This window comes from Caballeronia sp. LZ065 (genome assembly GCF_031450975.1).
Classification (GTDB): Bacteria; Pseudomonadota; Gammaproteobacteria; order Burkholderiales; family Burkholderiaceae; genus Caballeronia.
Genome location: NZ_JARUXV010000002.1, coordinates 930690 through 956081, shown reverse-complemented (window position 1 = coordinate 956081; position 25392 = coordinate 930690). Strand labels below are relative to the sequence as shown.

Below are 25392 nucleotides of genomic sequence, written 5' to 3'. Positions count from 1 at the left end.
TCAACAGCGCGCAGGGCAGGGAAAGCCCGCCCCGGAAGCTGCAAACCGATCAACAGGAGACACGCGATGCACATACAGGAAACGGCTGCACAGCCGCTCAGGGTGTTCTGGGCGCCGGGTTGTTCGAGCTGTCTGCGTACCAAGGAGTTTTTGACGCGTCATGGCATCGCGTTCGAATCGGTGAACGTGGCGGCGCAGGCGGGCGCCATGGAGGAGTTGCGCAGTCTCGGCGCCCGCAGTGTGCCGGTGCTCGCCATCGGGACGCGCTATGTGTATTGCCAGTCGCTTGCGGACATCAAGACTTTCCTCGAACTCGATATCCCCGACGACACGCGGCTGACGCCGGCCGTGCTGGTCGAGCGGGTCAACCTCACCATCATGAAGGCGCTGGGCTTCGTGAGGCAGTTGCCGGACGACGTGCTCGACGGTCCGTTCCGCAACAGCTGGGCGCCGCCGCGCGGATTGGCTCATCACGTGTTCCGGGTGGTCGAGGCGTATCTCGAAGCGGTCGAGGAACAGCGTGAACTCACGTATGAAATGACAATGCGCGGCACGCATGAAGTGGTGCCGGGCCAGGACGTACTGACCTATGGGGAAGCGGTGCTCGCGCGCTTCAACCGCTGGTGGCAGAGGCATCGCGACGACGACTTCTCTGTCATGCAGCCCACCTACTGGGGCGAGCAATCCTTGCACGAAGTGCTCGAGCGCACGACGTGGCATGCGATGCAGCATGCGCGGCAACTGACGGTCGTGATCGAGGCGCAAGGCCATGCGGTCCGCGACCCTTTCATGCCCGCCGATCTGGCCGGTTTGCCGCTGCCCGAAAAGGCGTGGGACGACGACAAATAATGCTTTCAACAACGGAGACGACGTGAACCTGATCGACAAGGTAGTGGCGGTAACGGGGGCGGGACGCGGGATTGGCCGGGAGATTGCGCTGCTGTGCGCGCGCGAGGGCGCGGCGGTGGTCGTGAACGACTATGGCGGTGCGGACGGTAACGAGCCGAATCCCGGTGCGGAGGTGGTCGAGGAGATCGTGAAGGCCGGCGGGCGCGCGGTATTGAACGCGGCCAGTATCGCCGACGAGCAGGGCGCGACGTCCATCGTCGAGGATGCGGTGCAGCACTTCGGCCGTATCGACGCCGTGGTCAACAATGCCGGCATTCTGCGTGACCGCATGTTCCACAAGATGAGCCATGTCGAGTGGCGCGACGTCGTCGATGTGCATCTGAACGGCTATTTCTATGTATCGAAAGCGGCGGCCGTTCATTTCAAGGAGCAGGGCAGCGGCGCGTTCGTTCATTTCACGTCGACGTCAGGGCTGGTCGGCAATCTGGGCCAGGCGAACTATGCGGCGGCGAAGATGGGTATCGTCGGCCTCTCGACGTCGATCGCTTTGGACATGCAGCGCTACAACGTGCGTTCCAACTGCATCGCGCCGTTCGCGTGGAGCCGCATGACGGCATCGATTCCGGCGGAAACCGAAGCGGACAAGGCGCGTGTGGAGCGGCTCAAGACCATGTCCGCCGACAAGGTGGCGCCGCTCGCCGCGTTCCTGTGCTCCGACCTTTCGAAAGACGTCACGGGTCAGGTGTTCTGCGCGCGCAAGAACGAGATCTTCCTGTTTTCCCTGCCGCGCCCGGTGCGTTCGATGCAACGCGCCGAGGGCTGGAGTGTCGATACGCTCGCCTCGGATCTGCTGCCCGCTTTCCGCCCGACCTTGCAGCCCTTGCAGCGCTCGTCGGATGTGTTCGCGTGGGATCCGGCATGAATGCCGCGTTCGAACCCGCGCGCATCGTGGCAGCGCCGCCGCGCGAGACCGTCGCGACGCATGATGTGCGCGACGTGATGCTGTATGCGCTGGGCATCGGTGTCGGCAGCGATGCGGCGACCTCGGCGGCTACCTTGCGATACGTCTACGAAGACCGCCTCCAGGTCTGTCCGACGATGGCAGTGGTGCTCGCCTGGCCCGGCTTCTGGTTGAAGGAACCGCAATACGGCGTGAACTGGCGCAAGGTGCTGCATGCGGAGCAGTCGCTGGAAGTGTTCGCGCCCTTGCCTTGCGAAGGCAGCATCAGGAGCGTGCTGAGGGTCGAGCGCATCGTCGACAAGGGCGCCGACAAGGGTGCGCTGCTGTACTCGCGGCGCGACCTGTATGCGAGCGAGAGCGGCGCGTTGCTGGCGACCGAGCGTCGCGCCACCTTTCTGCGTGGCGACGGCGGACGCGGCTCGGCAGGCCCGCACGACGATGCCGCGCCGGTGCCACATGCACTGCCGGAACGCGCGCCGGACAGGTCGGTCGCGCTTGCCACCCGGGACGATCAGGCGCTGCTGTACCGGCTGAGCGGCGACCGCAATCCGTTGCATATCGATCCGCATATCGCCGAGTCGGCCGGTTTCGCGCGGCCGATCCTGCACGGCCTGTGCACTTATGGCGTGGCGGCACGCGCGTTGACGGACGCCCTGTGCGACGGCGACGCCGCGCGCTTCTCGCGCATGGACTGCCGCTTCTCGACGCCGGTCTATCCAGGCGAGACGATCGTCACCGACATCTGGATCACCGGCGCGGGCGAGGCATCGTTCGTCGCGCGCGTCGCGGAACGCGATGCAGTCGTCCTCGGCAATGGCCGCTTTCAATGGCATTGAAGCCTTCAACCTGACGGATACAGCAATGATTGGAATCTTGGCTTGCGGCGCGTATGTTCCGCGTCTGCGCCTGCAGCGCGCGTCGGTGAGCGCGGCGCATGCGTGGTTCGCGCCGGCATTGAAGGCGCATGGCAAAGGCGAGCGGGCGATGGCGAACTGGGACGAAGACGCGCTCACGCTCGCGGTGGAAGCCGCGCGCGACGCGGCACCCGAAGCTGCGCGCCGGGGAATCGGCACGCTGATGCTCGCCTCGACGAGTCTGCCGTTCGCGGACCGGCAGAACGCCGGCATCGTGAAGGAAGCACTTAATCTCGCCGACGACGTCTTCACCCAGGACATCACCGGCAGCCAGAAGGCAGGCACGGGCGCACTGATCCAGGCTTTGCGCGGAGCAGCCTCGGCCGATGCTGCGCACACGCTCTGCATCGCGTCCGAGCGCGCGGCCGCGAAGCCTGCCTCGGAGGCGGAACTGATCAACGGCGATGCCGCCGCCGCGTTCGTGCTGGGCCGTGGCGAACCGATCGCGCGCTTCATCGGCAGCCATTCGCTGTCGATCGATTTCGTCGATCATTTTCGCGGCAGCGACGCCAGCTTCGACTACGGCTGGGAAGCGCGCTGGGTTCGCGATGAAGGCTATGGCCGCATTGCCGGCGATGCGCTGACGCAGGCGCTCGCAAAGTTCGGCCTGGCCGGCGAGGACGTGCACCGCCTGATCGTGCCGATTCCGGCGCGTGGCGTCGCCGAATCGCTGGCCCGGACCTGCGGCGTGCCGGCGAGCGCCATCGTGGACACGCTTGGGCCCACGCTGGGCCATGCCGGCTGCGCCCAGCCGCTCGTGCTGCTGGCGCATGCGCTCGAACGCGCGCAGCCGGGCGAGCGGATCGTGCTGCTCGGCTTCGGCCAGGGCGCGGACGTGCTGATCTTCGAGACCACGCCCGCCATCGCCACCCAGGCGAACGCGACGAAGCGCGGCGTGTCGGGCTGGCTCGCGCGCGGCAAGCCCGAAGCGAACTACCTCAAGTATCTGTTCTTCACGGGCGGCATCGGCCTGGACACGGGCATGCGGGCCGAGTTCGAGCAGAAGCAGCCGCTCACGGCGCTGTATCGCAACCGGTCGGCGGTACTCGGTCTGGTCGGCGGGCGCGATCCGGAAACCGGCGCGGTGCAATTCCCGCCGACCGGCATCGCGGTGGGATCGCACGATGCGCGCAGCGCGACGCTCGAACCTTATCCGCTCGCCGAACGCACCGCGCGCGTGCTGACCTTCACGGCGGACCGGCTGGCCTTCACGCCGGATCCGCCGGGCTGTTACGGCATGGTCGAGTTCGACGGCGGCGGCCGCATGCTGGCGGAGTTCACGGACGCCGATGCGGATCAGATCGAAGTCGGCCGGGCCATGCGCATGAGCTTTCGAATCAAGTCCGTCGATGAGCGGCGCGGCTTCGTCAAATATTTCTGGAAGGCGATGCCCGCCTGACAAGGAGCGAATCAACATGCCCAAAGGCATTCGGGACAAGGTAGCGATACTCGGCATGGGCTGCGCGCGCTTCGGCGAGCGCTGGAACGACGATGCCGACGATCTCATGGTCGAAGCCTACACGGAGGCGCTCGCCGATGCGGGCGTCGAGACCGCCCAGATCGACGCGGCGTGGCTGTCGGTGGGTTTCGACGCGATGAACATCGGGCCGTCGGGCATTCCGCTCGCCATGGCGCTGCGGCTGCACGACATTGCGGTCACGAAAGTGGAGAACTACTGCGCGTCGGGTACCGAGGCCTTTCGCGGCGCGGTCTATGCAGTGGCTTCGGGCGCGGCGGACATCGCGCTCGCGCTCGGCGTCGAGAAGCTCAAGGACACTGGCTATGGCGGCCTGCCGGTGCGCACGCGCGGCACCACGTTCGACATGATCGGCGTGGTGGGATCGGCGCCCGGCAACTTTGCCCAGCTTGCCGGTGCGTATCGCGCGCGGCATGGCGTCTCGCGCGACGATCTCAAACGCGCCATGGCGCACGTCTCGGTCAAGAGCCATGCGAATGGCGTCAACAATCCGAAGGCGCATCTGCGCAAGGCCGTGGACATCGACACGGTGCTGAATGCGCCGATGGTGGCCGAGCCGCTTGGCCTGTACGACTGTTGCGGCGTCTCGGATGGCGCGGCCTGCGCGATCGTGACAACGCCGGAGATCGCCCGCGCGCTCGGCAAGGGCGGCGAGCTCGTGACGGTGAAGGCGTTGCAACTGGCGGTATCGAACGGCTGGGAACTGCAGGGCTCGGGCTGGGACGGGAGCTACTTCCATACAACACGTATTGCCGCGCAACGCGCCTACGACGAAGCGGGCATCACGAAGCCGCGCGAGCAACTGAGCCTGATGGAAGTCCACGACTGCTTCTCCGTCACCGAACTCGTGACGATGGAAGACCTGCACGTGAGCGAGCCCGGCGAAGGCTGGCGCGATGTGCTCGACGGCCGCTTCGACGCGGACGGTGCCAATCCATGCCAGATCGACGGCGGGCTGAAATGTTTCGGGCATCCTATCGGCGCATCGGGGCTGCGGATGATCTACGAGAACTATCTGCAACTGCTGGGCCGCGCAGGCAAGCGGCAGGTGCGCAAGCCGCCGGTGTTCGCGCTGTCGCACAACCTCGGCGGCATGCCGAACCAGAACGTCAGTGCGGTCGCGATCGTCGGCCTGGCCGGAGCCTGACGATGCTCGACCGCGAAACCCTCGAACAACTGAAAGACTCCGTGCGCCGTTACGTGCGCGAGAAGCTCGTGCCGCTGGAGCAGCAGGTCGCCGAAGAAGATTGCATCCCGCCCGGCATCATCGACGACTTTCGTCACATGGGCCTGTTCGGACTCTCGACGCCTGAAGCGTACGGCGGTCTCGGGCTCGTCTGCGCGGAAGAGATCGAGATCATCATCGAGCTGACGTGGGCCTCGGCGGCTTTCCGCTCGGCCGTGGGCATCAATCTCGGACTCGGCTCGCAAGGCATTCTGATGGACGGCACCGAGGCGCAGAAGGATCACTGGCTGCCAAAGATCGCGAGCGGCGAGGTCATCACGAGCTTCTGCCTGACGGAACCCGATTCGGGCTCGGATAGCGCGGCGCTGCGCACGCGCGCCGTGCTCGACGGCGACAGCTGGGTCATCGACGGCAGCAAGCGCTACATCACCAACGCGCCGGTCGCGGGACTGTTTCTCGTCATGGCCCGCACGCATCCGGAACGGCTGCCGAAGAACGCGCACGTCACCGCGTTCCTCGTGCCGGCGGATACGCCCGGCGTGACGGTCGGCCCGAAGGACAAGAAGATGGGTCAGGCGGGCGCCTGGTCGGCAGACGTGTACTTCGAGAACGTGCGGGTGCCGCAGAGCGCGATTATCGGCGGCGAACCGGGCCGGGGATTCGTGACGGCCATGAAGTCGCTCGATCGCGGCCGCATCAATGTTGCCTCGGTGTGTGTCGGGCAGGCGCGGCGCATTCTTCACGAGGCCACGCAGTATGCGGTCGGACGGACGCAGTTCGGCGAGCCTCTCGCCAGCTTCCAGCTGATCCAGGCCATGCTCGCCGACAGCCAGACCGATCTCTACGCCGCCGAATGCATGCTGCGCGACGTCGCCCGGCGCTATGACGCAGGCGAGCGTGTCTCGCTCGAAGCGTCGTGCTGCAAGCTGTTCTGCTCGGAGATGGTCGGCCGCATCGCGGATCGCGCCGTGCAGATTCACGGCGGCGCGGGCTATATGCGCGACAGCGCTGTCGAGCGCTTCTATCGCGACGTGCGGCTGTTCCGCATCTACGAAGGCACGACGCAGATTCAGCAGATCATCATCGGCAAGGAACTCGCCCGGCGTGCCGCGGCGTCATGACTTCATAAAAACAGGGAAACGGCGGAATGGATCTCGGACTCAGAGACAAGGTGGCGATCGTCACCGGCGGCGCGCGCGGCATCGGCGCGGCAATCGGCGAGCGTCTGGCGATGGAAGGCGCGCGCGTCGCAGTAGTCGATCGCGATGGCGCCGGTGCGCGAGCGCAAGCGGACAAGCTCCAGACGATGGGCGTGGAGGCGCGCGCGTATGCCGTCGATGTCACCGACGAAGCATCGGTCAACGACATGGTCGAGGCGGTGGCGGACACATGGGGCAGCGTGCACCTGCTCGTGAACAATGCGGGATTCACCCGCGACATGCGCATCACGAAGATGGGCGTCGGCGACTGGGACAGCGTTGTCGATGTCATCCTGAAGGGCGCCTTCCTGTGTACGCGCGCCGTGTTGCCGCACATGACAGCGGAAGGCCAGCGCTGGGGACGCATCGTGAATATCTCGTCGCGTGCGCATCTGGGCAATCCGGGGCAGGCGAACTACTCGGCGGCCAAGGCGGGACTGATCGGCTTCACGCGGGCGATGTCGCTGGAGAACGGGCGCTTTGGCGTGACCGTGAATGCCATTGCGCCGGGCATCATCGACACGCAGGCGGTGCGCGATCTGCCTCATTATGACAAGGTGCGCGAAGCCGCCGAAAAGACCACGCCGGTGCCGCGCATGGGTGACCCGTCCGATGTCGCGGATGCGGTGGCGTTCCTGCTTTCGGAGCGTGCGGGTTATGTGAGCGGCGATCTGCTGCACGTCTCCGGCGGCAGATACTGAGGCTCGGGCGTCAGGCGGGGCCGAAGCGCGCGGCCCCGCGCGTCATGACCTTCACGTTGCGTTCGAGGGCGAACACGCTGAAAGAAAGGTGCTCGCCTTCAGTGGAGGTCCAGCTGGACGCTTCAATGCGCAGCGTATCGCCTGGAAACACCGCGGCGCTGAAACGCGCTTCCATCTCGCGAAGTTCGCCGGGGGCTCGTTCGAGCGCGCGCAACAGCATGTAGCCCGCGATGCCGAAGCTCGCCATGCCATGCAGGATGGGTTGCGCGAATCCTGCCGCGCGGGCGATGGACGGATCGGCATGCAGGCCGTTCATGTCGCCGTTCAGGCGAAACAGAAGCGCGGTTTGCGGCGGCACTGCGTAGTCGAATGCATGACGGTTTGCGGCTTTTCGCTCATCGTTTTGCGCTGATTCACGCACGCGAGGTGTGGAGTCGAATCCTCCATGAGTGCGCAGGATCGAAGTCATGTCGAGCGTAGCGATGGGCGCGCCGTCGTCCGCGTCGAACAGCTTGCGTCTCGTCACGACGCGCGCACCGCGCTCGCGGCCGAGATCCTCCACGACGGTCACACGGCTTTCGCTGCGCACATGTGCGCGGGTTGCGAGAGGTCGGTGAAGTTCGATCCGCTGCGCACCATGCAGCATGCCGGGCCAGTCGAGCCCGAGACGCGGATCGCCGAGCCAGGGGCCTGGATCGGCGAGGACGGTAGCGAAGGCCGGCAACACAGCGAGGCCTTCTTCGTAGACATACGCGAGTTGTGCCGGATCCAGCGGCGCCTGACCGATGCCCAGCGACAGCCCGTAGAACATGACGTCGGAAGCGGTGTAGCGCTGCGAGAGGGCCTCGATCGGCCAGTTCAGCAGTTGCGCCGGATCCAGCGGCGCGTGCACAGACATGCCTCAGGCGGCGAGGGCGAGCGCCGCTTCTTCGGCGACACGTCCGCTCGGATTGCCCAGCAGCGTCGTGCGATACATCATGCGCGGCTGCGTCTGGTCGTAGTCGGAGAGCGCGATATGCATGGCGCTGCGGTTGTCCCACATCATCAGATCGCCGACCTGCCAGCGGTGCCGGTAGACATTCTCCGGCTGCACGCTGTGCTGATACAGATACTCGAGCAGCGGCTGGCTCTCGGCGCGTGTCATGTTCTCGAACGAAACTGTCGTCATCTCGCTCACGTAGAGCGCCTTGTGACCTGCTTCGTCGTGCACGCGCGCGACGGGCTGAAACACGGGCGGATTGCGCCGGCGAATGTCGGCGAGATCGTCCGGCGTGCGGTTCGCCCGCGTCTCGCGCGCGATGGTCATGTCATGCAGCGCCCAGCGTCCGTCGAGCATCGACTGGAGGCCCGGCGAAAGCGTCTCCCACGCCCGCACCATGTTGCAGAACATCGTGTCGCCGCCGACCGGCGGCAGCACCGAGCAATACAGCAGCGAACCCTTGGCGGGACGCGTGGTGGTCGACAGATCGGAGTGCCATTGCCGGCCCACGGCGAGCCGCTTGCCGCCCGCTTCATGATTCGTCACCAGCAGGATTTCCGGATGCTCTGGATGCCGGAAGCGCGGAATGGAGGCGTGGTCGTCGAGCGCCCCGAAGCGGCGGCTGAATGCAACATGCTGCGCGTGATCGAGCGACTGTCCGCGAAACAGCAGGATCGTGTGACGATGCCAGGCGTCCCTCAACGCGGCGATGGTGTCGTCATCGATCGCCGTGCGCAGATCGAGCCCGACCACTTCCGCGCCGATCGCCGACGCAAGAGGTTTCAACGTGAACGTCATGATGGAATCCGTGTGATGAGAAGCCGGTCCGGGCGCGATCAAACCTGCGCGATCTGCTGCTGCTCGGACCAGAACAGCAGCCTCTTCTGCAGCATGTGCATCAGCAGATGCAACACGATGCCCATCGCGGACAGCACGACGAGCGCGGCGAACACGCCAGCGGTGTCGAGGTTGTTGTTCAACTGCATGATGAGATTGCCCAAGCCCTTGCGCGAGCCGACGAACTCGCCGACGATCGCACCCAGCACACTGAAGATGACCGCGATGTGCAGGCCGGCGAAGATCATCGGCGCGGCGCTCGGGAGGCGCACCATCGTGAAGATCTGCCAGCGGCTTGCTTGCAGCGAACGCATGAGCTCGATGCGGGAGGTATCAGTGGAGCGCAGCCCGACGATCACGTTGACCAGGATCGGAAAGAACGCGACGACCGCCGCCATGATCACCTTCGACGTCATGCCGAAGCCGAACCAGATGATGAAGAGCGGCGCGATCGCCACTTTCGGCGTGGTCTGGATGGCAATCAGATAGGGGTAGAGCGTCTTCTCGACGAAGCGCGATTGCGCGATCACAGCGCCGAGCATGATGCCGAGGATGGTCGCCAGCAGGAAGCCGAGCAGCGCTTCGGCAAGCGTGGTCAGGCCGTTGCTGATGAAGAGTCCGGACGAGAGGCCGTTGACGAGCGCGTGAAAAATGTCGGACGGCGCGGGCGCGATGTAGATGGGCACCGCTGCGAGCATGAAGCCGATTTCCCACACGGCGACGACCAGCACGAACAGCGCCGGCACGCAGATCCATTCCGGATGTTGCTTCAACATGGCGAATGCCTGACGGCGCGGCGTCGACGGCGCATGCGGAATCGCGAGTTCGGCGCTCATTCTATGAATCCCCTGGCCTGAAAGTGTTGACGGATGCGGCGCGTGTACGAGCCGAAGCGTTCGGTGGTCATGACATCGAGATCGCGCTGCGCAGGCAGCTCGACGTCGACGATTTCCGCGATGCAACCCGGACGACTCGACAGCACGAGCACGCGGCTCCCAAGAAACACCGCTTCGGGAATCGAGTGCGTGACGAACAGCACGGTCTTGCCGGAGTCGCGCCAGATACGCCGGATTTCAACGTTCATGGTTTCGCGCGTCATGGCGTCGAGCGCGCCGAAGGGCTCGTCCATCAGCAGCACGGCCGGGTCGTGGACCAAGGCGCGGGCAATCGCGACGCGCTGCTGCATGCCGCCCGACAGCTCGTTCGGATAACGGTGCGCGAAGTCGGCCAGGCCGACCATGTCGAGCAATTGCCGGGCGCGCACGCCGGTTGCCTCACGATCGAGCTTGAGCACGGTGGCGGGCAACATGACGTTGTCGAACGTGGTCTTCCACGGCAACAGGACCGGACTCTGGAACACGACGCCAATATCGCGCTGCGGACCGTCGATGGCTTGTCCGTTGACGCGAATGGTGCCGGAGGTACGCGGGATGAGACCGGCCAGCATCTTGAGAAGCGTGGACTTGCCGCATCCCGAGGGACCGACGACGGTAATGAATTCACCTCGGTCGATGGTCAGGTCGATGGGACCGAGGGCCTGCACCAGGTCGCCGCTGCGGGTGCGGTAGTGCTTCTGCAGACCTTCGATCTGGATGAGGGCGGGAAGCGGCGTAAGCGGCTCGCTGCCGGAGAGCGACATTGTGGGCATGCGATCCATGACGGCGGAAGCTCTCCTTGAACATCAGACAACGAAGAAGCCCGGCTGACGGGCGAGGTGGCATTTGCAAGGACATACTCATGAGTATGTCGTGAGGGAAATCATACTGACGCGTATGTTGGGCGTCAATAGAAGCGGGTAGGTGTTTACGCGGGAGACATGGGGCTCGCGCGTGCAACGCGTGGCGAGTGCCGAACCGGCGTGTTCCGTAAGGTATGAGAAATGCGCGGATAATGGCGTTATCTTCCGCGCCGCCGGGCGTTCTGCGAAGCCACGCGGGAAAGACGAATCTGGCCGGCCGTTGAACAGCAGGAACAACATGCGTCTATCGACGATAACGAACTGGGCCTATGCGGTCACCGTGACGCTCACGCTTGCCTCGGGCGCCGCCATGCTGCTGGCATCGAACGCTCAGGAAACGGAGCGGGAAGCCGTGGCGCAGCGCCACGCGCTCGATCAGGCCACGTCGAACCTCGACACCGAGGTCAACGCGCTGGGCTCGCTTGCGCGTCAATATGTGGTGAGCGGAAATCCCGCCGATCTCGCCGCTTATCAACGGGAGTTGTCGTCGCTCGGCGCGGTCGAGGAGCGCACGCGCCATATCCGCGACGCCGGCGCGCTCGCCGATGAACTCGACGCGCTGCACGATGCCTTGCGGCAGGCGGACGGCATGCGCGACATCGAAGCGGCCGCGCTAGCTGCCGCGAAGGCGGGCGACCGTTCAAAAGCGATCGACATCGCCTTCTCCGCTGACTTCGGACGTTCACTCGAACGCGCGCGCCGGGATGTCGAACGATTCCAGTATCGCCTCGATCAACGCACCGACCTCGCCGTGCAACGCGCGGAGGAAGTCTCGCGAGTATGGCGCACGGTGGCGGAGTCGATGCTCATCGTCACCGGGCTCGTATTCCTGTTCGTGCTGTACTTCATCTTCCGACGGCGCGTTCTGCATCCCGTCGTCAAGTTGAGCGATGTGGTGAGCCGCCTGGCCGCACAGGACTTCGCCGTCGAGCCGCCGCGCTACGACCGCATCGACGAGATCGGCGACATGGCGCAAGCGCTGCGCGTGTTTCGCGAGAATGGACTCGTGCGCCAGCGCCTCGAACGCGAACGCGAAGCGGATCGTGTCATGCGCGATTCGCTGTCGCGCATGACGCAACGACTTCATGGATGCAATGACACTCAGGATCTGATCGGGGTCGTCGAACGCTTCACGCCTGAACTTCTGCCGGATACGCGCGGACGGCTCTATCTGCTGGACGTCGAGCGCGCCGCGATGCTGGCGGCGTGTTCGTGGAAGTCGCCCAGACACACCTCGGAGACGTTTTCTCCGGATGCGTGCTGGGGCATCCGGCGGGGCAGTCTGCATCGTCCCGCGGGCGCGCAGGTAGATGTGCCGTGCGCACACTTGCAGCTTGCCGATGGCGCCGTGCCCGATACCTGCTGCCTGCCGCTCGCAGGACAACATGGCGCACTGGGCATGTTGTACCTGGAGTTCAGCGAGGGCACGCGGCACGATGGATCGCTCGACGAATATCTGCGGATGCTGGCGGAGAATATCGGCCTTGCGCTGGACAACCTGCATCTGCGCGACACGCTACGCGAACTGGCCATGGCTGATCCGCTGACGGGCTTGCGCAATCGCCGGCAACTGGATCTGTGGACGCAGGATGAACTTGCGAAGACGGCGCGCACGCGGCAGGAGACAGCTTGCGCGATGGTCGATATCGATTTCTTCAAGCAGTTCAACGACGATCATGGGCATGACGCGGGCGATGCCGTCTTGCGTGCCGTCGGCGGCGTGCTGCGGCAGTCGACGGATGACCCCGACCTCGTGTTCCGCTATGGAGGCGAGGAGTTTGCCGTTCTGATGGTCGGGGTGAACGCTGAAGAAGCCGTGCGACGCGCGGAGGCGCTGCGCGCCGGGATCGCCGCGCTCGTGGTCGATCACGACGGCAAGCCGCTGGGTCCGGTCACGGCATCGGTCGGGGTCGCGAGTGCGCCTGCGGAATGTGCACGGGCGTCGCTCATTCAATGCGCCGACGCGGCGCTTCTGGAAGCCAAGCGCAAGGGCAGGAACCGGGTCGAGAGGCATTCAGCGCAAGTCCGGCGAGGGGCGCACGTGGCGTAGGTCGCGGCTCTCCGCGTGCTCAGTCGACGAAGCCATACAGGCGTGCCGGGTTCGCCACCAGCATCTTGTGCAGCGCGTCGTCCTCGCCGCACAGGGGCAGCACGTCGACGAGACTTTCATCGTGCAGCACCGCATGGCGCGGGTTCGGATGCGGATAGTCCGTGCCCCACAAGACGCGTTCCGGCGACGCCTCCAGCACAGCGCGCACGAACGGCGCGGCATCCACGAACGGCGCGCCCGTTGCCGAGATGCGGTCGAGCGCCGAGAGCTTGATCCAGCAGTGATCGCGTCGTGACCATTCAAGCAACTGCGCGAAGCCCGGTTGTTCCAGTCCGGCGCCAGCGTCGATCCGCCCCATATGATCGATCACGAATGGAACGGGCAAGGCGTCCAGCATCGGCTGCAGTTCGCTTAGTGCCGTCGCGTCAAGATGCAATGACACATGCCAGCCCAGGTCGGCTATCCGGTGCATCAGACTCATGAACTCAGCCGGATCGGGAGGCGTCCAGAGATGCCGCACGAAGCCGAAGCGCACGCCCCGAATGCCGCCATCGTGAAGCGTTTGCAACGCATGATCGGAGATTGATGTCTCCACCAGTGCGATGCCGCGCCGCGCGTGCGGCCGGTCGGCGATGGCATCCAGCACGATCCGGTTATCGGTCGCGTACACCGTGGCCTGGACGATCACGGCGCGGTCGACACCCAGCCGTTCATGCAGCGCGCTCAGCACGGTTTTGTCGGTTTCTTCGTGCGGCGTATAAGGCCGTGATGCCGCGTAGGGGAATCGGCGAGCAGGCCCGATCACGTGACAGTGCGTATCGCATGCGCCGCGTGGCAACGTGAACCGGGGCCGCGTTGCTTCGATGGAATCAGTCACGTTTCAGGCTCCTTGAAGAGGCGCGCGTGCCTCGCTGAGGGTGTGAGCCGACGGGCGATCCGTCGCTTCAGGTCCACGGTTGTCGTGCTCGCGGCCCGGCTTCCATCGGTTCGTGTTCCATGACGCGATCGCCATCAGCAGCACCGCGCTGCCGCCAATGAACGCGGCGATGGCCACGTTCAAGCCAATCGACGGTGCAAGGCGAGCGATTGCGTAAGGCGCAACCGAACTGGCGGCGGTCATCGCATAGCTGATGCCGATGCCGGTTGCGCGGCCACGCACCGAGAAACGCATCGACTGATAAAGCGGCAAGATGCCGAAGAGTCCGCTCGCGAACAGTCCCATCAGGATGGCGCCCAGCGCCAGCAGCCAGAGGTTCGACATCAGCGTGTAGAGAATGGTGAGCGGAATCACCATGCAGAGAAACAGCACGATGGTCCGGCGTTCGCCCAGGCGCGCGGCGACATAACCGCAGATCGGCTTGCCGCTGATGGAGCCGACCGAATACGCGGCGAGGAACGGATAGATGCGGCTCGCATCGATATGCCTCGCCGACATCAGGAACGTGGGATACAGCACTTGCACCGACCACAGCATGAAGTTGATCGCACCCGAGAACAGCCACGCCTGGACGGCGGCGGGATTGAACTCGAAGGCGTCGAAGCGCTTGCGCTGCGGACGCTCACGCCGCTCGCGCAACCACTCCGGCGATTCAGCGATGTTCTTGCGGATGAAGAGCGTCAGCAAGGCGGGCAGCGCGCCGATCACGAACATCCAGCGCCATCCGAGCACCGGGAACAGCAGATGGAACACGCCCGCCGCGACCATGTAGCCGATCTCATAGCCGGAGACCATGATGCCCGACGCATACGGCCGGATCGATTCGGGCACGGTCTCCATCACGAGGGAAACCGACACGGTCCATTCGCCGCCGAAGCCGACACCGAACAGAACCCGCATGACCATGAACGACGCATAGCTCCAGGCGAGACCGCTCAAGCCCGCGGCGCAGGAGAACCACAGCACCGCAGCCATGAACACGAGCTTGCGGCCGAAGCGGTCGGCTGCCATACCCCAGCCTATCGTGCCGACGATCTTGGCGAGGCCCGTGGCGGTGACGATCAGGGTCATGGCCGGCAGGCCGACGTCGAAGACCTTTTGCAGATGAGGCAGCAGGAACAGCAGCATCGCGAAGTCGAATGCGTCGAGTGCCCAACCTGCCGTGGCGGCTGCGATCACTTGCCAGTGCGTGCGCAATCCAACCCATGGGGAAGCCTGCGTGGCCGCGATGCTGGCCGTTTCATTGTCGCGCTGTAGGTTTTCCAAGCTGTATTGCTCCGCTAGTCGTGTACGTCAGAAGAGAATGTTGAGACCCGTCGTGACAGCCAGTTGATGCGAAGCATGGGCCGCATTCAGCGTGGCGTTGCTGATGTAAGTTCCGTGATAGGTCGTGTAATCGCTTTCGAGGTACAGGCGCGTGCGCTTCGACAACAGATAGACCGCGCTCACGATCGCCAGGTTCTTGCGTCCCTTGGCGGTGGGCAGATTCGTTACGTAATAGCCGGCGCCGAGGTTGATGTCGTAGCTGACGTTGTAAGTCATGCCGCCCCAGTAGTTTTCGGTGCGCGAGGCCGTAGCCGGTGCTGCGTTGGCGGTGGTTTCATTCATATAGCCGCCGGCGAAGCGCAAGGCGCCGAATTTCAGTTCGGAGCCGAAGGCAACGTAATCGTCCGGTTCATAGGCGGCGCCTGCCAGCACGGTCCGGTGAATATAGGTTCCGCCCACATTGAAGAAGCCGACCTTGTATTGCAGGCCGATGCCGCGCGCGGTGCCGTCGTTGAAGTCGCCGGCCACGCCGCCTGGCGCGAGTTCGGCGCCGAGACGAAACGGCCCCCACGTGCCCGAATACTTGATGTCGTTGCTGAAGTGCGTGCCGTCCACGGCAGGCGTGAGCGGGATGATGGCCGGATAGGCGAAGAAGAACGGATCGAAGTCATGCAGCACGTCGTGACCGAGCGTGTACTGACGGCCCAGGTCGAGCGACCCATACGGGCTTGCGACGCCCACGTAGGACATCCGATTGAACAGCAGGCCGGTCGTGTTGTCGAACGCGCCCGTCGCGGTGTTGAAGCCGGATTCGAGCTGGAAATGGACGTTCCACCCGTCGCCGATCATCTCCTGGCCCGTGAAATCGAGCCGGTTGGCCGTGTACCAGCCATAAGAGCTCATCGTGATGTCATGCGTCTTGCCGTTGCTGATATAGCGCACTCCACCATCGACATTTCCCGCCAGACTGACCGACGATTGCGCATGCGCACTGCATGCAAACGCCCCGACGGCGATCGTACAGACATGCCATTTCCTGTTCATCCAGTTGATCTCGTTGTTGTGTTCCCTGCACCATGCGTGGGCGCAGAGATGTCTCCTTGATACGACCAACGCGTGCGAAAGCATTGGGCAACGCGTGCTTGCGCTGAATGGATGAGGCTTGGTTCAGACGAGCGCAACGATGAACCCTTGAAAGACGCGCGTCCATTGAATATTCGCGTGGGTCCGTTAACTGCGCCGTAAAGGCTTGGACTTCAGGGAGGGAGGGAGAGGAGGGCGATAAGCTGGGGATATCCCGTGTCTAGCCGGACAGATCAACGCCACGCGATTCCTTCATATAACGCTTCCAGCGCGCAACGAGAAGCAGTCTTCGTTCGCCGTGGCGCTCATCGAGGAAGTGGATGCTTACGATCCGGTCGGTCCTGAAGTGGCGAAAGGCTTGCCGCAACTCGCACCAGGCAGCCAGCAGACGCGCGGCATCCGCATAGCCAATGAGAATGGGCCAGATCGTTCGCTCGCTCATGCGTTCGGCTTCGTCGCGATAGCGGATTCGCAGCTTGCGGCCATTGCGGATCCACTCGCGTAACTGGCTCATATCGAGCGTGTCTGCCGAGGCTGTAAGCGGTGCGACTGCGCCGATTGTCGGGTCCGCGATGAAGGGCCGGAGGTGGTCGGGCACGGCCGCCGCAATCTTTGCGATGAGGTCATTCGCTGCCCGGGAGAGCACGGCGTCGCTACGCTGCGCAACCCATTGAGCGCCGAGCACTGCCGCCTCCAGTTCCTCGGCGGTCAGCATCAAGGGCGGCATGTCGTATTGACGATCGAGTACGTAGCCTGTTCCGGCCTCGCCGCGAATCGGCACGCGCTGCGCCATCAGGTCCGCGATATCCCGATAGACCGTGCGCGTCGACACCTCGAGTTCTTCGGCGAGACTACGGGCGATGACTGGACGCCGCGCGCGTCGCAGAATCTGGATGAGTTGAAAGAGGCGGTCGGATCGGCGCATGCGTTCGCTGCTGACAGCACGGTGGCAACAGCACCTTTGTAGGATGGCCGTGACATCGCACACCCTTGGTGCGAACTCATCACGAGAGGAGAACATGGACTTCGTTTCAACCCGTATTATCACCGACGACATTCACGGCCTCGTCCAGTTCTATGAGCGGCTCGGGCTGAAAGCCACGTGGCTGGGGGACGAATTCGCAGAACTCGAAACGCCGTCCTGCAAGCTGGCCATCGGCACCACGCGAACGATGCAGCAGTTCTTTGCTGGCGCTGCGGTGGCGGCGAGCAATCGTTCCGTCATCATCGAATTCCGCGTTGAGGACGCCGACGCCGAATACAAGAAGCTGCAGGCAATGGGCGCTCATGTCGAGCAGGCGCCGATCACGCAGCCGTGGGGCAACCGCTCGCTGCTGTTCCGTGACCCCGATGGCAATCTCATCAACTTCTTTACGCCGGTGTCCAGGGAAGCGACGCAAAGGTTTGCGAGGAAATAGTTTTTATCCTGATCGAATTGTTCACGCCGTTGCGCTCAACTTTTTCCATTCGGTGCCGATAAGCGAAAAGTTCGTGCTGAGTGAAGAGGTTGAGCGACCATCGTGTTGGTCCACAGGCTAACGTCGTTGCAAGCCGTCATCAGCGCATGTCGCCGCAACTCATATTGGCGGAGTGAAGATGCTGCACAATTCGATCAAGTCCTCCTTTACTCCCGCCGATGCGGAAGCGATGGAGCGAACCCTGGGGCGGATCGCCTTCGCGCCCGACGGCAGCATCCTTCGTGTGAACGAGCGCTTCCTGGCGCTGTTCGACTACCAGGGATGGGAACTCGTCGGACGCAATCGCAGCATCTTCCGGCCGCTCGCGGCGGGCACAGCCGCGCGGGACGAGATCGATACGGTCCTTGAAACCGCTGAAGCCTTCTTCGGCGAGATGCAGCAACTGAAACGCGATGGCTCGTCCTTCTGGACCGAGGTGTCCTGCATACCGTTCGCGGCGGCGGACGGCACGGTCGGCGAGATCGTCATGCTGGTGCGCGACGTGACCGACCGCATGATGTCGGCCGCCGACGACGCCGGCCAGATCGCCGCCATCAACACCTCGCAGGCCGTCATCCACTTCGCGATGGACGGCACGATCCTTCACGCCAACGAGAAGTTCCTGGATGCGACCGGGTACGGGCTCGATGAAGTCGTCGGCCAGCATCACCGGATGTTCGTTGCCGCCGACGAGGCAAGCGACCCGTCTTATGCCGCGTTCTGGGCGCGTTTGCGCGAGGGTTTGCACGCTTCGGGCGAATATCGGCGCTTCAGCAAGGACGGCAGGGCCGTCTGGCTGCGCGCGACCTACAATCCCATCCTCGACCTCGAAGGGCGTCCGTTCAAGATCGTCAAGTATGCGGTCGATGTGACATCGGAGAAGCAGCAGAACGCCGATTTCGAAGGCCAGATCGCGGCCATCGACAAGTCGCAGTGCATCGTGACGTTCGCGCCCGACGGCACCATTCTGGATGCCAACCGCAACTTCCTCGAAGCGGTGGGCTATACGATGGAGGAACTCGAAGGCCGCCATCACCGCATGTTCGTCGATCCGGCCTATGCGCACAGTCTCGACTATGAGATCTTCTGGAGCGATCTGGCCGCAGGCCGTCATCGCAGCGGCGAATTCCGGCGGATTGGCCGCGACAAGCGCGAGATCTGGCTGCAGGCCATTTATAGCCCGGTGCTCGATCAGGATGGCCGGCCTTTCAAGATCGTCAAATACGCGACGGTGGTCACGCGCGAGAAGCTCCGGCAAGCGGACCATCAAGGCCAGATTGCCGCGATCCACAAGTCGCAGAGTGTGGTCGCCTTCAATGTGGACGGCACGATCCTCGACGCCAACGATAACTTCCTCGATTTGGTGGGCTACCGGTTGTCCCAGGTTATCGGTCGCCATCATTCGATGTTCGTGTCGCCGGAGGAGCGGGATAGCGAAAGCTATGGGAAGTTCTGGAAGGCGCTTGCTGCGGGTGAGTATCAGGCGGGCGAGTTCAAACGCCTCGGCCGCGATGGCCGGGAGATCTGGTTGCAGGCTTCCTACAATCCGATCCTCGATATGAATGGACGGACCTTCAAGGTAGTCAAGAACGCTGTCGATGTGACCCAGCAGAAGCTGCGGCAAGGCGATTACGAAGGCCAGATCGCGGCGATCAACAAGTCGCAGAGCGTCGTGTCATTCGACATGGATGGTCATGTGCTCGAAGCGAACGATAACTTTCTGGCCCTGATGGGTTATACGTTGCGGGAGGTGGTGGGCAGGCACCATCGCATGTTCGTCGACAAGGAGGGCGCGGAGCATGCGGATTACGCGCGCTTCTGGAGTGAACTGCGGGAGGGCAAGTTTCTGTCTTCCAAGTTCAAACGCATCGCGGCGAATGGGGCGGAGGTGTGGATCCAGGCATCCTATAACCCGATCTATGACCTGAACGGCAAGCCTTTCAAGATCGTCAAGATCGCCGCCGACATTACCGCCGACGTTTCTCTCGCCGCGGATCTCTCGCGTGCACAGAAGGAAGTGCAGCACGATCCGGCGACGGGCCTGCCGAACCGGCTCGGCCTGCGCATGTTCATGCGTCAGGTGCTCAAGGCGACTGATAGTGAACTCGCGCTGTTCTATCTCGACCTCGATCACTTCAAGCCGATCAATGACACGTTTGGGCATGATGTGGGTGACCTGGTGTTGCGTACTGTCGCCGCGCGGTTGACGGGCGAGATGAGGGAAGGGCAACTGGTTGCGCGGATCGGTGGCGATGAGTTTGTTGTCGCGGCGTCGAATCTTGCAAGGCCGCAGGTTGTCGAGCTCGCTGAGCGCTTGATCGAGGCTGTGTCTCAGCCGATCGCTCATGGTGAGCGGTGGCTGGAGGTGGGGCTGTCGATCGGTATCGCGATGACGCCGCAAGATACGCTGGAAGAGGATGAGCTTTTTCGTTTCGCTGATGTGGCGCTGTATCGGTCCAAGGGGAACCAGCGCGGTACCTATACGTTCTATGCCGAGGATGCGGAAACCTCCGCTGAGACCGAACGGCATCTCGCGCATGACATGCTGATCGCAATCAAGGCGCGTGAATTCGATCTTGCGTGCAGTGTGCGCGTCTCGGCGACGAATGCGATTGCGGTCGAGGTTCAGCCTTGGTGGAATCATCCGACGCTTGGACGGCTCGGTACGGAAAGTTATCTGCGCGTTGCGGAACAGAGCGGGCTTGTGGTTCCGCTCGGAGAATGGGTCTTGCGTGAAGCCTGCAAGCTTGCGACGCGCTTGTCTGAGGTCACTGTTTGTGTGCCGGTCTTTCCCAAACAGCTCCTGACCAGCGACTTTGCCGAGACGCTGGCACTCGCGCTGCGCGAGAGCGGTATCGACGCGAACCGGCTTGAGCTGCGGCTCGAACGCGGCACCGCTCGCGTGAATACGGAAAGCCTTCGCGCCGATCTCGCCAAGCTCAGGGCAATGGGTCTTCAAGTGGTGGCAGATAGCGCGCTTGCCGGTGAAAACGCGCTGTCGAATCGGGCTTCCTGGAGCATGGATCGCGTGATGGTCGATGCGCGTCTGGGGGCGTTGCTCAAGAGACAGCTGCATCCGCTTGCAGAGGAGATTGCTGGGGTCGAAACCGGGGACGCCAAGGTGACGATAAGCGGCAAGCGTTACTTCGAGATCGACGCTACGGCGGCGCTGCGGAGCTTCGTCGTGCTCGATGCGGTCAAAGCGTCGGAGCTTGCGGCGGTGCTGCGGGAGACGAGGAAGAAGATCAAGGGTGAGGGGTGCGGGGAAGACGGCAGGAAGGTGGGGAGGAAAGAGAAGGTCGTGTGAGAGTAGGCGTGCAGCCGTGTGGTTCCGAGCGGTCGCTCCCTTCTGGCGGGAGGTGCGCGGTCAACGCACATCGGATCGGGGCGTTGCCCCAACGCTCACACCGTCAAACGCGGAAATCGGCGGCCATGTCCTCGTCGCTTCTGGCCTCCAGCTTGCCTGAGCGACACGCGCGGATAAAGGCGTCATAGTCTTTCTGATTTTGTTCGGCGTAGCCGAACGCATACTGCGTAAGCGCGTCCGCGAAGCGATCGCCGTTGCCGAGATAAGCCGCAATTTCCACGGCCCGGCCACCGGCCTTCGCGTGGGCGCGCGCAAGCGCCCAGCCGCAGATGCGTCCGTAGCCTTTGAGAATCGTGCCGCTCATGCGTTCGACTTCCGCCGACACTTTCATGTCGCGCAACTGGCGAAAGTAGAATTGCCGCTCGGCGGGGCCGGTGGTCCAGCCCAGAAACGAATCGCTGGCAGCCTGAAGCAGGCGTTGTCCGCTTACGACACGTTCTCCCTGGTGGGTCGGCTCGTCGCCCTGAAAGAACTGTGCGATCACTGACCCACGCGCTTCCTTGACCTGCAAGAAGAGTGGCTTGCCATGGCTGTCGATGAACAGCATCACCAGACAGAAGGTGCCGACACTGCCGACGCCAACCACCTTGAACGCAATGTCGTGCAGCGCGTACTGCGCGATCAGTTTGCGGCGCTCGGAGGAAAGCGTCTGAATGTAGCGGTCGAAGGCGGCTGCCAGTTTCCCCTTCCATTCTTCGGTGTTGGACCATTTCTGATCGCGGCCCAGCAGTGAATTGGGACCGCCCGGATGGAAGAGCGCGGGCGGCGCATCCTGAATGGTCCAGCGCCCATCGGTCAGTGCCGCCATCTTGCCGAGCATGCTTTCGTGTGTGCGGCCTGCCGCCTTTTCCATCGTCTTGCTGATGAGCTGACGGCCCTCGGCGGTGACAGCGGCCTCGGTCATCCGCTCGAACGTGACGATCTCATGCCAGAGCTCCAGCGCGCTGCAACTCGCATAGTTGCACATGCGGTCCCGATACTCTTGCATGGCCGCCGTGACGATCTCGCTGATCGCGCCGCGGTTGAAGCCCATATGCTCGCCGGCGATCGCGAAGCTGGCCGCAAGCCGCTTGACGTCCCACTCCCATGGGCCGGTGGCGGTTTCATCGAAATCATTGAGGTCGAAAACCAGTTGCCGCTCGGGTGTGGCGAAGCCGCCGAAATTCATGAGGTGGGCGTCGCCGCAGATGGGAAACGTGATCCCGCTGTTCACCGTGCCGGCGAGATCATGAGCCTGGATAATCGCGCTGCCGCGATAGAACGTGAAGGGAGATACGGACATGCGGCCATAGCGTAGCGGCACGAGCGCTTCCACGCGGCCCTTGCTGTTTTCCTTCAACAGTTGGACGGGATCACGATCGATGTTCCCGGTTTTGGCATGCAGCGAGCGCTTCGCGTGTTGCCGGGCGTGGCGACCCGCCGCCTGGCGCTCAGTCAAGGTTTGAACGTCTGCCATGTGCGCACCTTATGTGACACTGCGTTGACGCGTGAGCCGTGCAACACTGCCTCCGACGGGTCTCTCGTCGGTTTGCAGCACTAGTTCAAATTCAGTCTAGGACATAAGTTTCAAGCTGCCCTGCAATCTTTTGTCCGCTCTCGATGCCCCGAAGACGACTCGATGCCACGGCTCAATTGCTTGCAGGCGGCAACGGGCCAAAGAATATCGCCTTGAGTTTCCCGCGACCCATCACGCGAGCAAGCTCGGCGATGACGCAGTAGTTGAAGATCAGCGTGACGAGCAAGATCTGGACGGCCCAGAAACGAGGCCAGTTGATCTCTGTCCACAAAGTGTGCTGTGCGGCGATGAGACCGGCTGACTCCTTCCAGTAGTCGTACAGGCGTTCGAGATAGTGGACGACCAGAGCGACGATCGCGTACATCAACGTCTTCCAGCCGACATTCCAGATCAATGGCTTATCGGGGAAGCGGTTGATGAAGGGAAGCATGTCGGCAACGAGCACCGACTTTCCGAGAATCAGCGCGGCGATCAGAACAGATGCTGACGAAGGTATGGAAATGCCGCTTCCGCGCACCATCAGCGCGCGAATGAGTGCGACGATATGCAGAATCACGAAGAAGAAAATGGTTGGCGGTAGCGCCTTCATGAATTCATGTTTGAGCTTTTCGAGCAAGGTACCCATATCTGAATTTCCCATAGGTCGAGGAGAAGGCCCTTCTTGCTACCGCGCCGAGATGACGAAGGGGCGAAGCGGCGGCTCGACAACGCCCATCGCACCATTGCATTCTGATACCACGTAGCCGAGGCACATGGGGTGAAGCGGTGCATTGTCAGTATCGCGCGCCGGTTCCCGAGCGGGCTGTGCCCAACGAACGGGCGGAAAGCCTTCCCGATAAAAACCCCTTGCTAATCCAACGGGTTAGCTATATCGGTCCTCAAGATCGCGTTTGTCTCGCACGGTGACCGGTACTCGATTTTCTTTCAACTCATTCACGACGATGAATGATTGACTGCTGGAGGCAATCTGGCATGCAACGGAGCGATACCGAGGTCGCTGGGTCAGGCTCGATGAAGATCCTTGCTGCTCTGGCGGGCGCAGGCTTTGCGCTTGCCGCATTGCTCGCGTTGATCGTCTTTGTGCCTGCTACGTGGAGAGAGTTTCGCTGGATCGCCCCCATTGCTGCGGCCTCCCTGAATGTTGGGATCGTCGCGCTCGGCGCACGGCCAGGACGCACGCAGGAATCGCGTCCCTCGAAGGCGATGGCGCAACCCGGCGCCCGGCGCGTACGGAATCTTGCGTTCTGGCGCACGGCCGTCCTTCGCGCATGCGGCCGGCTGCGCACGATTCGCGGGTGGCCTTGGCTTGTGATTCTGTGCGGTGCGCTCGCGCTCCTTCTCTGCATGACCACAGTGCTTGCGTTCGACCGCAGGCCGGTCGCTGAAAGCGCGGGTGAGCGCAAGATCATGGCCCTTGCTTGCGGCGCGGCGCTGGCGCTTGCGTTCGTGACGCTGCTGGTCGAACGCGTATGGGCTGCGGAGACCGAGCATAGCCGGTCGGGCGGAACACTCACCGCCATGCTGCGCGTCTTGCTCCTCGTCACGCTCGCAGGCGCGACCGGGGCAGCCTTGAATGCCTGGCAAGGCATCGACGCGCGAACGCTCGCACTGATCTCCGCGCTGCTGCCGGGGGCGATCGCCCTGGAATTGATGGTGCGCGCCGTGAGCACGTGGTTCACGCCACCGGAGCGCCATGCTGCGCCGCCCGAAAGGGTGCATGGCACGATCGCCCGAATGCTCACGTCGCCGCTCGCCTCGTCAGGGGAAGTGGGCGAGGGCCTGCGTCGCCGTTACGGCATCGACATGCGGCAAAGCTGGGTGATCCGCAGCACACTGCGCCTGCTTCCCGTGGCTTGCGCAGGGCTCGCGTTCGTGGCCTGGTTGCTGAGTGGCGTGAGCGTGCTGCAACCCGATCAGCGGGCCGTCTACGAGCGCTTCGGCGCGCCCGCGGCGGTCTGGCAACCGGGCTTGCATGTCGGAATGCCGTGGCCCTTCGGCCGCGCGCGCATGCTCGAGAACGGCGCCGTGCATCAGCTCGTGGTGTCGAGCGCCGGCGGCGATGGCGGAGTGGCGCCGCTCGTCGCCGCGGATGCCCGCACGCCCGCGCAGATGGATCGCCTATGGGACGTTGCGCACCCTTGGGAGACGACCCAGGTGATCGCGGGCGGCAGCGGTCAGCGGCAGAACTTCGAGATCGTCAACGCCGATGTCCGGCTCGACTACCGCATCCGACAGGACGATGCCGCCGCCCGTGCGTCGCAATACCGCTTCAGCGAAACGCCAGCGCTCATTCGCGCCATCGCGGGGAGCGAGGTCGTCGGCTATCTGGCGTCGCATCGACTCGACGCGCTCGTCGAGACCCGGCAGACCATCATTGCCGACGCCATCCGGCGCGCCGTGCAACAGCAGTTCGATGTGCTCGGCGGTGGCATCGAAATCGTCGCGGTAGTCATCGAAAGCGTGCATCCGCCGGCGGGGGCGTCGGCCGCCTGGCACAACGTTCAGGCCGCGCAAATTCGTGCGGCGGCGAGCGTCGCGCAAGCACGTGGGCTCGCGGCCACTGTCGTCGGCAGTGCAGCGGAGACGGCCGCGGCCAGCCTCGACGCGGCAAGCGCGGGGGCCGCCGAAACCGTGTCGGCCGCCCGGACGCGGCAAACCACCTTTGCTGCGGATATCGCGGCCCGGCAGGCAGGCGGACGGGCATTCCCGCTCGAGTATTACCTGCATGCGCTGCAAAGAGGATTGCAGAACGCCAACCTCACCGTGATTGACGACAGGCTCGTCGGCGGCAATCGCGCGACCATCGATCTGCGTGCATACAACACGGGTGACGCGGCAGGGGCGAAGCGTCTGTATTGAGCATCTAACGACGTCC

At 63.6% G+C, this 25392-nt stretch carries 21 protein-coding genes; 11 read left to right on the top strand and 10 right to left on the bottom strand.

Annotation, left to right across the window (positions count from 1 at the left end):
* The first annotated feature begins 66 nt into the window (after positions 1-66).
* From QCE63_RS18570 to fabG, 7 genes are read left to right on the top strand one after another with little or no spacing between them, the layout of a single operon-like run.
* Positions 67-849: a glutaredoxin domain-containing protein gene (locus QCE63_RS18570; RefSeq protein ID WP_309834990.1), complete on the top strand. Its 783-nt coding sequence runs from the start codon at positions 67-69 to the stop codon at positions 847-849.
* A gap of 22 nt (positions 850-871) precedes the next feature.
* Positions 872-1771: an SDR family NAD(P)-dependent oxidoreductase gene (locus QCE63_RS18565; protein ID WP_404990145.1), complete on the top strand. Its 900-nt coding sequence runs from the start codon at positions 872-874 to the stop codon at positions 1769-1771.
* Positions 1768-2646, top strand: coding sequence for a MaoC/PaaZ C-terminal domain-containing protein (locus tag QCE63_RS18560; protein ID WP_309834989.1), 879 nt, complete (start codon positions 1768-1770; stop codon positions 2644-2646). Before QCE63_RS18565 ends, QCE63_RS18560 begins: the two co-directional genes overlap by 4 nt.
* A gap of 25 nt (positions 2647-2671) precedes the next feature.
* Positions 2672-4123 (top strand): OB-fold domain-containing protein, encoded by a 1452-nt coding sequence (locus QCE63_RS18555; RefSeq protein WP_309834988.1) that lies wholly within the window; start codon positions 2672-2674, stop codon positions 4121-4123.
* A gap of 16 nt (positions 4124-4139) precedes the next feature.
* Positions 4140-5348 carry an acetyl-CoA acetyltransferase gene (locus tag QCE63_RS18550; RefSeq protein ID WP_309834987.1) on the top strand — a complete coding sequence of 403 codons (1209 nt, stop codon included), beginning with the start codon at positions 4140-4142 and terminating at the stop codon, positions 5346-5348.
* A 2-nt stretch (positions 5349-5350) separates the two neighbouring features.
* A complete protein-coding gene (locus QCE63_RS18545) occupies positions 5351-6508 on the top strand; it encodes an acyl-CoA dehydrogenase family protein (RefSeq protein WP_309834985.1) in 1158 nt (385 codons plus the stop codon).
* A gap of 26 nt (positions 6509-6534) precedes the next feature.
* A complete protein-coding gene (gene fabG / locus QCE63_RS18540) occupies positions 6535-7287 on the top strand; it encodes a 3-oxoacyl-ACP reductase FabG (protein WP_309834983.1) in 753 nt (250 codons plus the stop codon).
* A gap of 10 nt (positions 7288-7297) precedes the next feature.
* On the opposite strand, the gene QCE63_RS18535 is transcribed toward fabG, so the two are convergent.
* From QCE63_RS18535 to QCE63_RS18520, 4 genes are read right to left on the bottom strand one after another with little or no spacing between them, the layout of a single operon-like run.
* On the bottom strand, positions 7298-8185 hold the full coding sequence (locus QCE63_RS18535; RefSeq protein WP_309834981.1) for a MaoC/PaaZ C-terminal domain-containing protein: 888 nt from the start codon (positions 8183-8185) through the stop codon (positions 7298-7300).
* Between the two features lie 3 nt (positions 8186-8188).
* The gene (locus QCE63_RS18530; RefSeq protein WP_309834980.1) at positions 8189-9064 is read right to left on the bottom strand and encodes a TauD/TfdA family dioxygenase; all 876 of its coding nucleotides are present in this window, start codon (positions 9062-9064) and stop codon (positions 8189-8191) included.
* Positions 9065-9102: 38 nt separating this feature from the next.
* A complete protein-coding gene (locus tag QCE63_RS18525; RefSeq protein ID WP_309834979.1) occupies positions 9103-9939 on the bottom strand; it encodes an ABC transporter permease in 837 nt (278 codons plus the stop codon).
* The gene (locus QCE63_RS18520) at positions 9936-10751 is read right to left on the bottom strand and encodes an ABC transporter ATP-binding protein (RefSeq protein ID WP_404990154.1); all 816 of its coding nucleotides are present in this window, start codon (positions 10749-10751) and stop codon (positions 9936-9938) included. Before QCE63_RS18520 ends, QCE63_RS18525 begins: the two co-directional genes overlap by 4 nt.
* 328 nt (positions 10752-11079) lie before the next feature.
* Between QCE63_RS18520 and QCE63_RS18515 the strand changes: the two genes are divergently transcribed.
* Positions 11080-12891: a diguanylate cyclase gene (locus QCE63_RS18515; RefSeq protein ID WP_309834977.1), complete on the top strand. Its 1812-nt coding sequence runs from the start codon at positions 11080-11082 to the stop codon at positions 12889-12891.
* Positions 12892-12910: 19 nt separating this feature from the next.
* Here the strand turns inward: QCE63_RS18515 and QCE63_RS18510 are convergent, their stop codons facing one another.
* The 4 genes from QCE63_RS18510 to QCE63_RS18495 form a co-directional block, all read right to left on the bottom strand.
* Positions 12911-13768, bottom strand: coding sequence for an amidohydrolase family protein (locus QCE63_RS18510; RefSeq protein ID WP_309834975.1), 858 nt, complete (start codon positions 13766-13768; stop codon positions 12911-12913).
* 3 nt (positions 13769-13771) lie between these two features.
* Complete coding sequence (locus QCE63_RS18505; RefSeq protein WP_309834974.1) at positions 13772-15094, bottom strand: MFS transporter; 1323 nt, start codon at positions 15092-15094, stop codon at positions 13772-13774.
* A gap of 27 nt (positions 15095-15121) precedes the next feature.
* The gene (locus tag QCE63_RS18500) at positions 15122-16138 is read right to left on the bottom strand and encodes a porin (RefSeq protein WP_309834972.1); all 1017 of its coding nucleotides are present in this window, start codon (positions 16136-16138) and stop codon (positions 15122-15124) included.
* 259 nt (positions 16139-16397) lie between these two features.
* On the bottom strand, positions 16398-17102 hold the full coding sequence (locus tag QCE63_RS18495) for a YafY family protein (RefSeq protein WP_309834971.1): 705 nt from the start codon (positions 17100-17102) through the stop codon (positions 16398-16400).
* Here QCE63_RS18495 and QCE63_RS18490 point away from each other — a divergent pair.
* On the top strand, positions 17101-17595 hold the full coding sequence (locus tag QCE63_RS18490; protein WP_309834969.1) for a VOC family protein: 495 nt from the start codon (positions 17101-17103) through the stop codon (positions 17593-17595). The two genes, QCE63_RS18495 and QCE63_RS18490, sit on opposite strands and share 2 nt — an antisense overlap.
* Positions 17596-17773: 178 nt before the next feature.
* A complete protein-coding gene (locus tag QCE63_RS18485) occupies positions 17774-20941 on the top strand; it encodes a PAS domain S-box protein (protein WP_309834968.1) in 3168 nt (1055 codons plus the stop codon).
* Positions 20942-21044: 103 nt separating this feature from the next.
* Here QCE63_RS18485 and QCE63_RS18480 read toward each other — a convergent pair whose 3' ends face one another.
* Positions 21045-22457, bottom strand: a complete 1413-nt coding sequence (locus QCE63_RS18480) for a DUF2252 domain-containing protein (RefSeq protein WP_309834967.1) — start codon at positions 22455-22457, stop codon at positions 21045-21047.
* A 172-nt stretch (positions 22458-22629) separates the two neighbouring features.
* The gene (locus QCE63_RS18475; RefSeq protein ID WP_309834965.1) at positions 22630-23142 is read right to left on the bottom strand and encodes a hypothetical protein; all 513 of its coding nucleotides are present in this window, start codon (positions 23140-23142) and stop codon (positions 22630-22632) included.
* Positions 23143-23861: 719 nt separating this feature from the next.
* Here QCE63_RS18475 and QCE63_RS18470 point away from each other — a divergent pair.
* The gene (locus QCE63_RS18470; RefSeq protein WP_309834964.1) at positions 23862-25376 is read left to right on the top strand and encodes an SPFH domain-containing protein; all 1515 of its coding nucleotides are present in this window, start codon (positions 23862-23864) and stop codon (positions 25374-25376) included.
* Positions 25377-25392 lie beyond the last annotated feature (16 nt).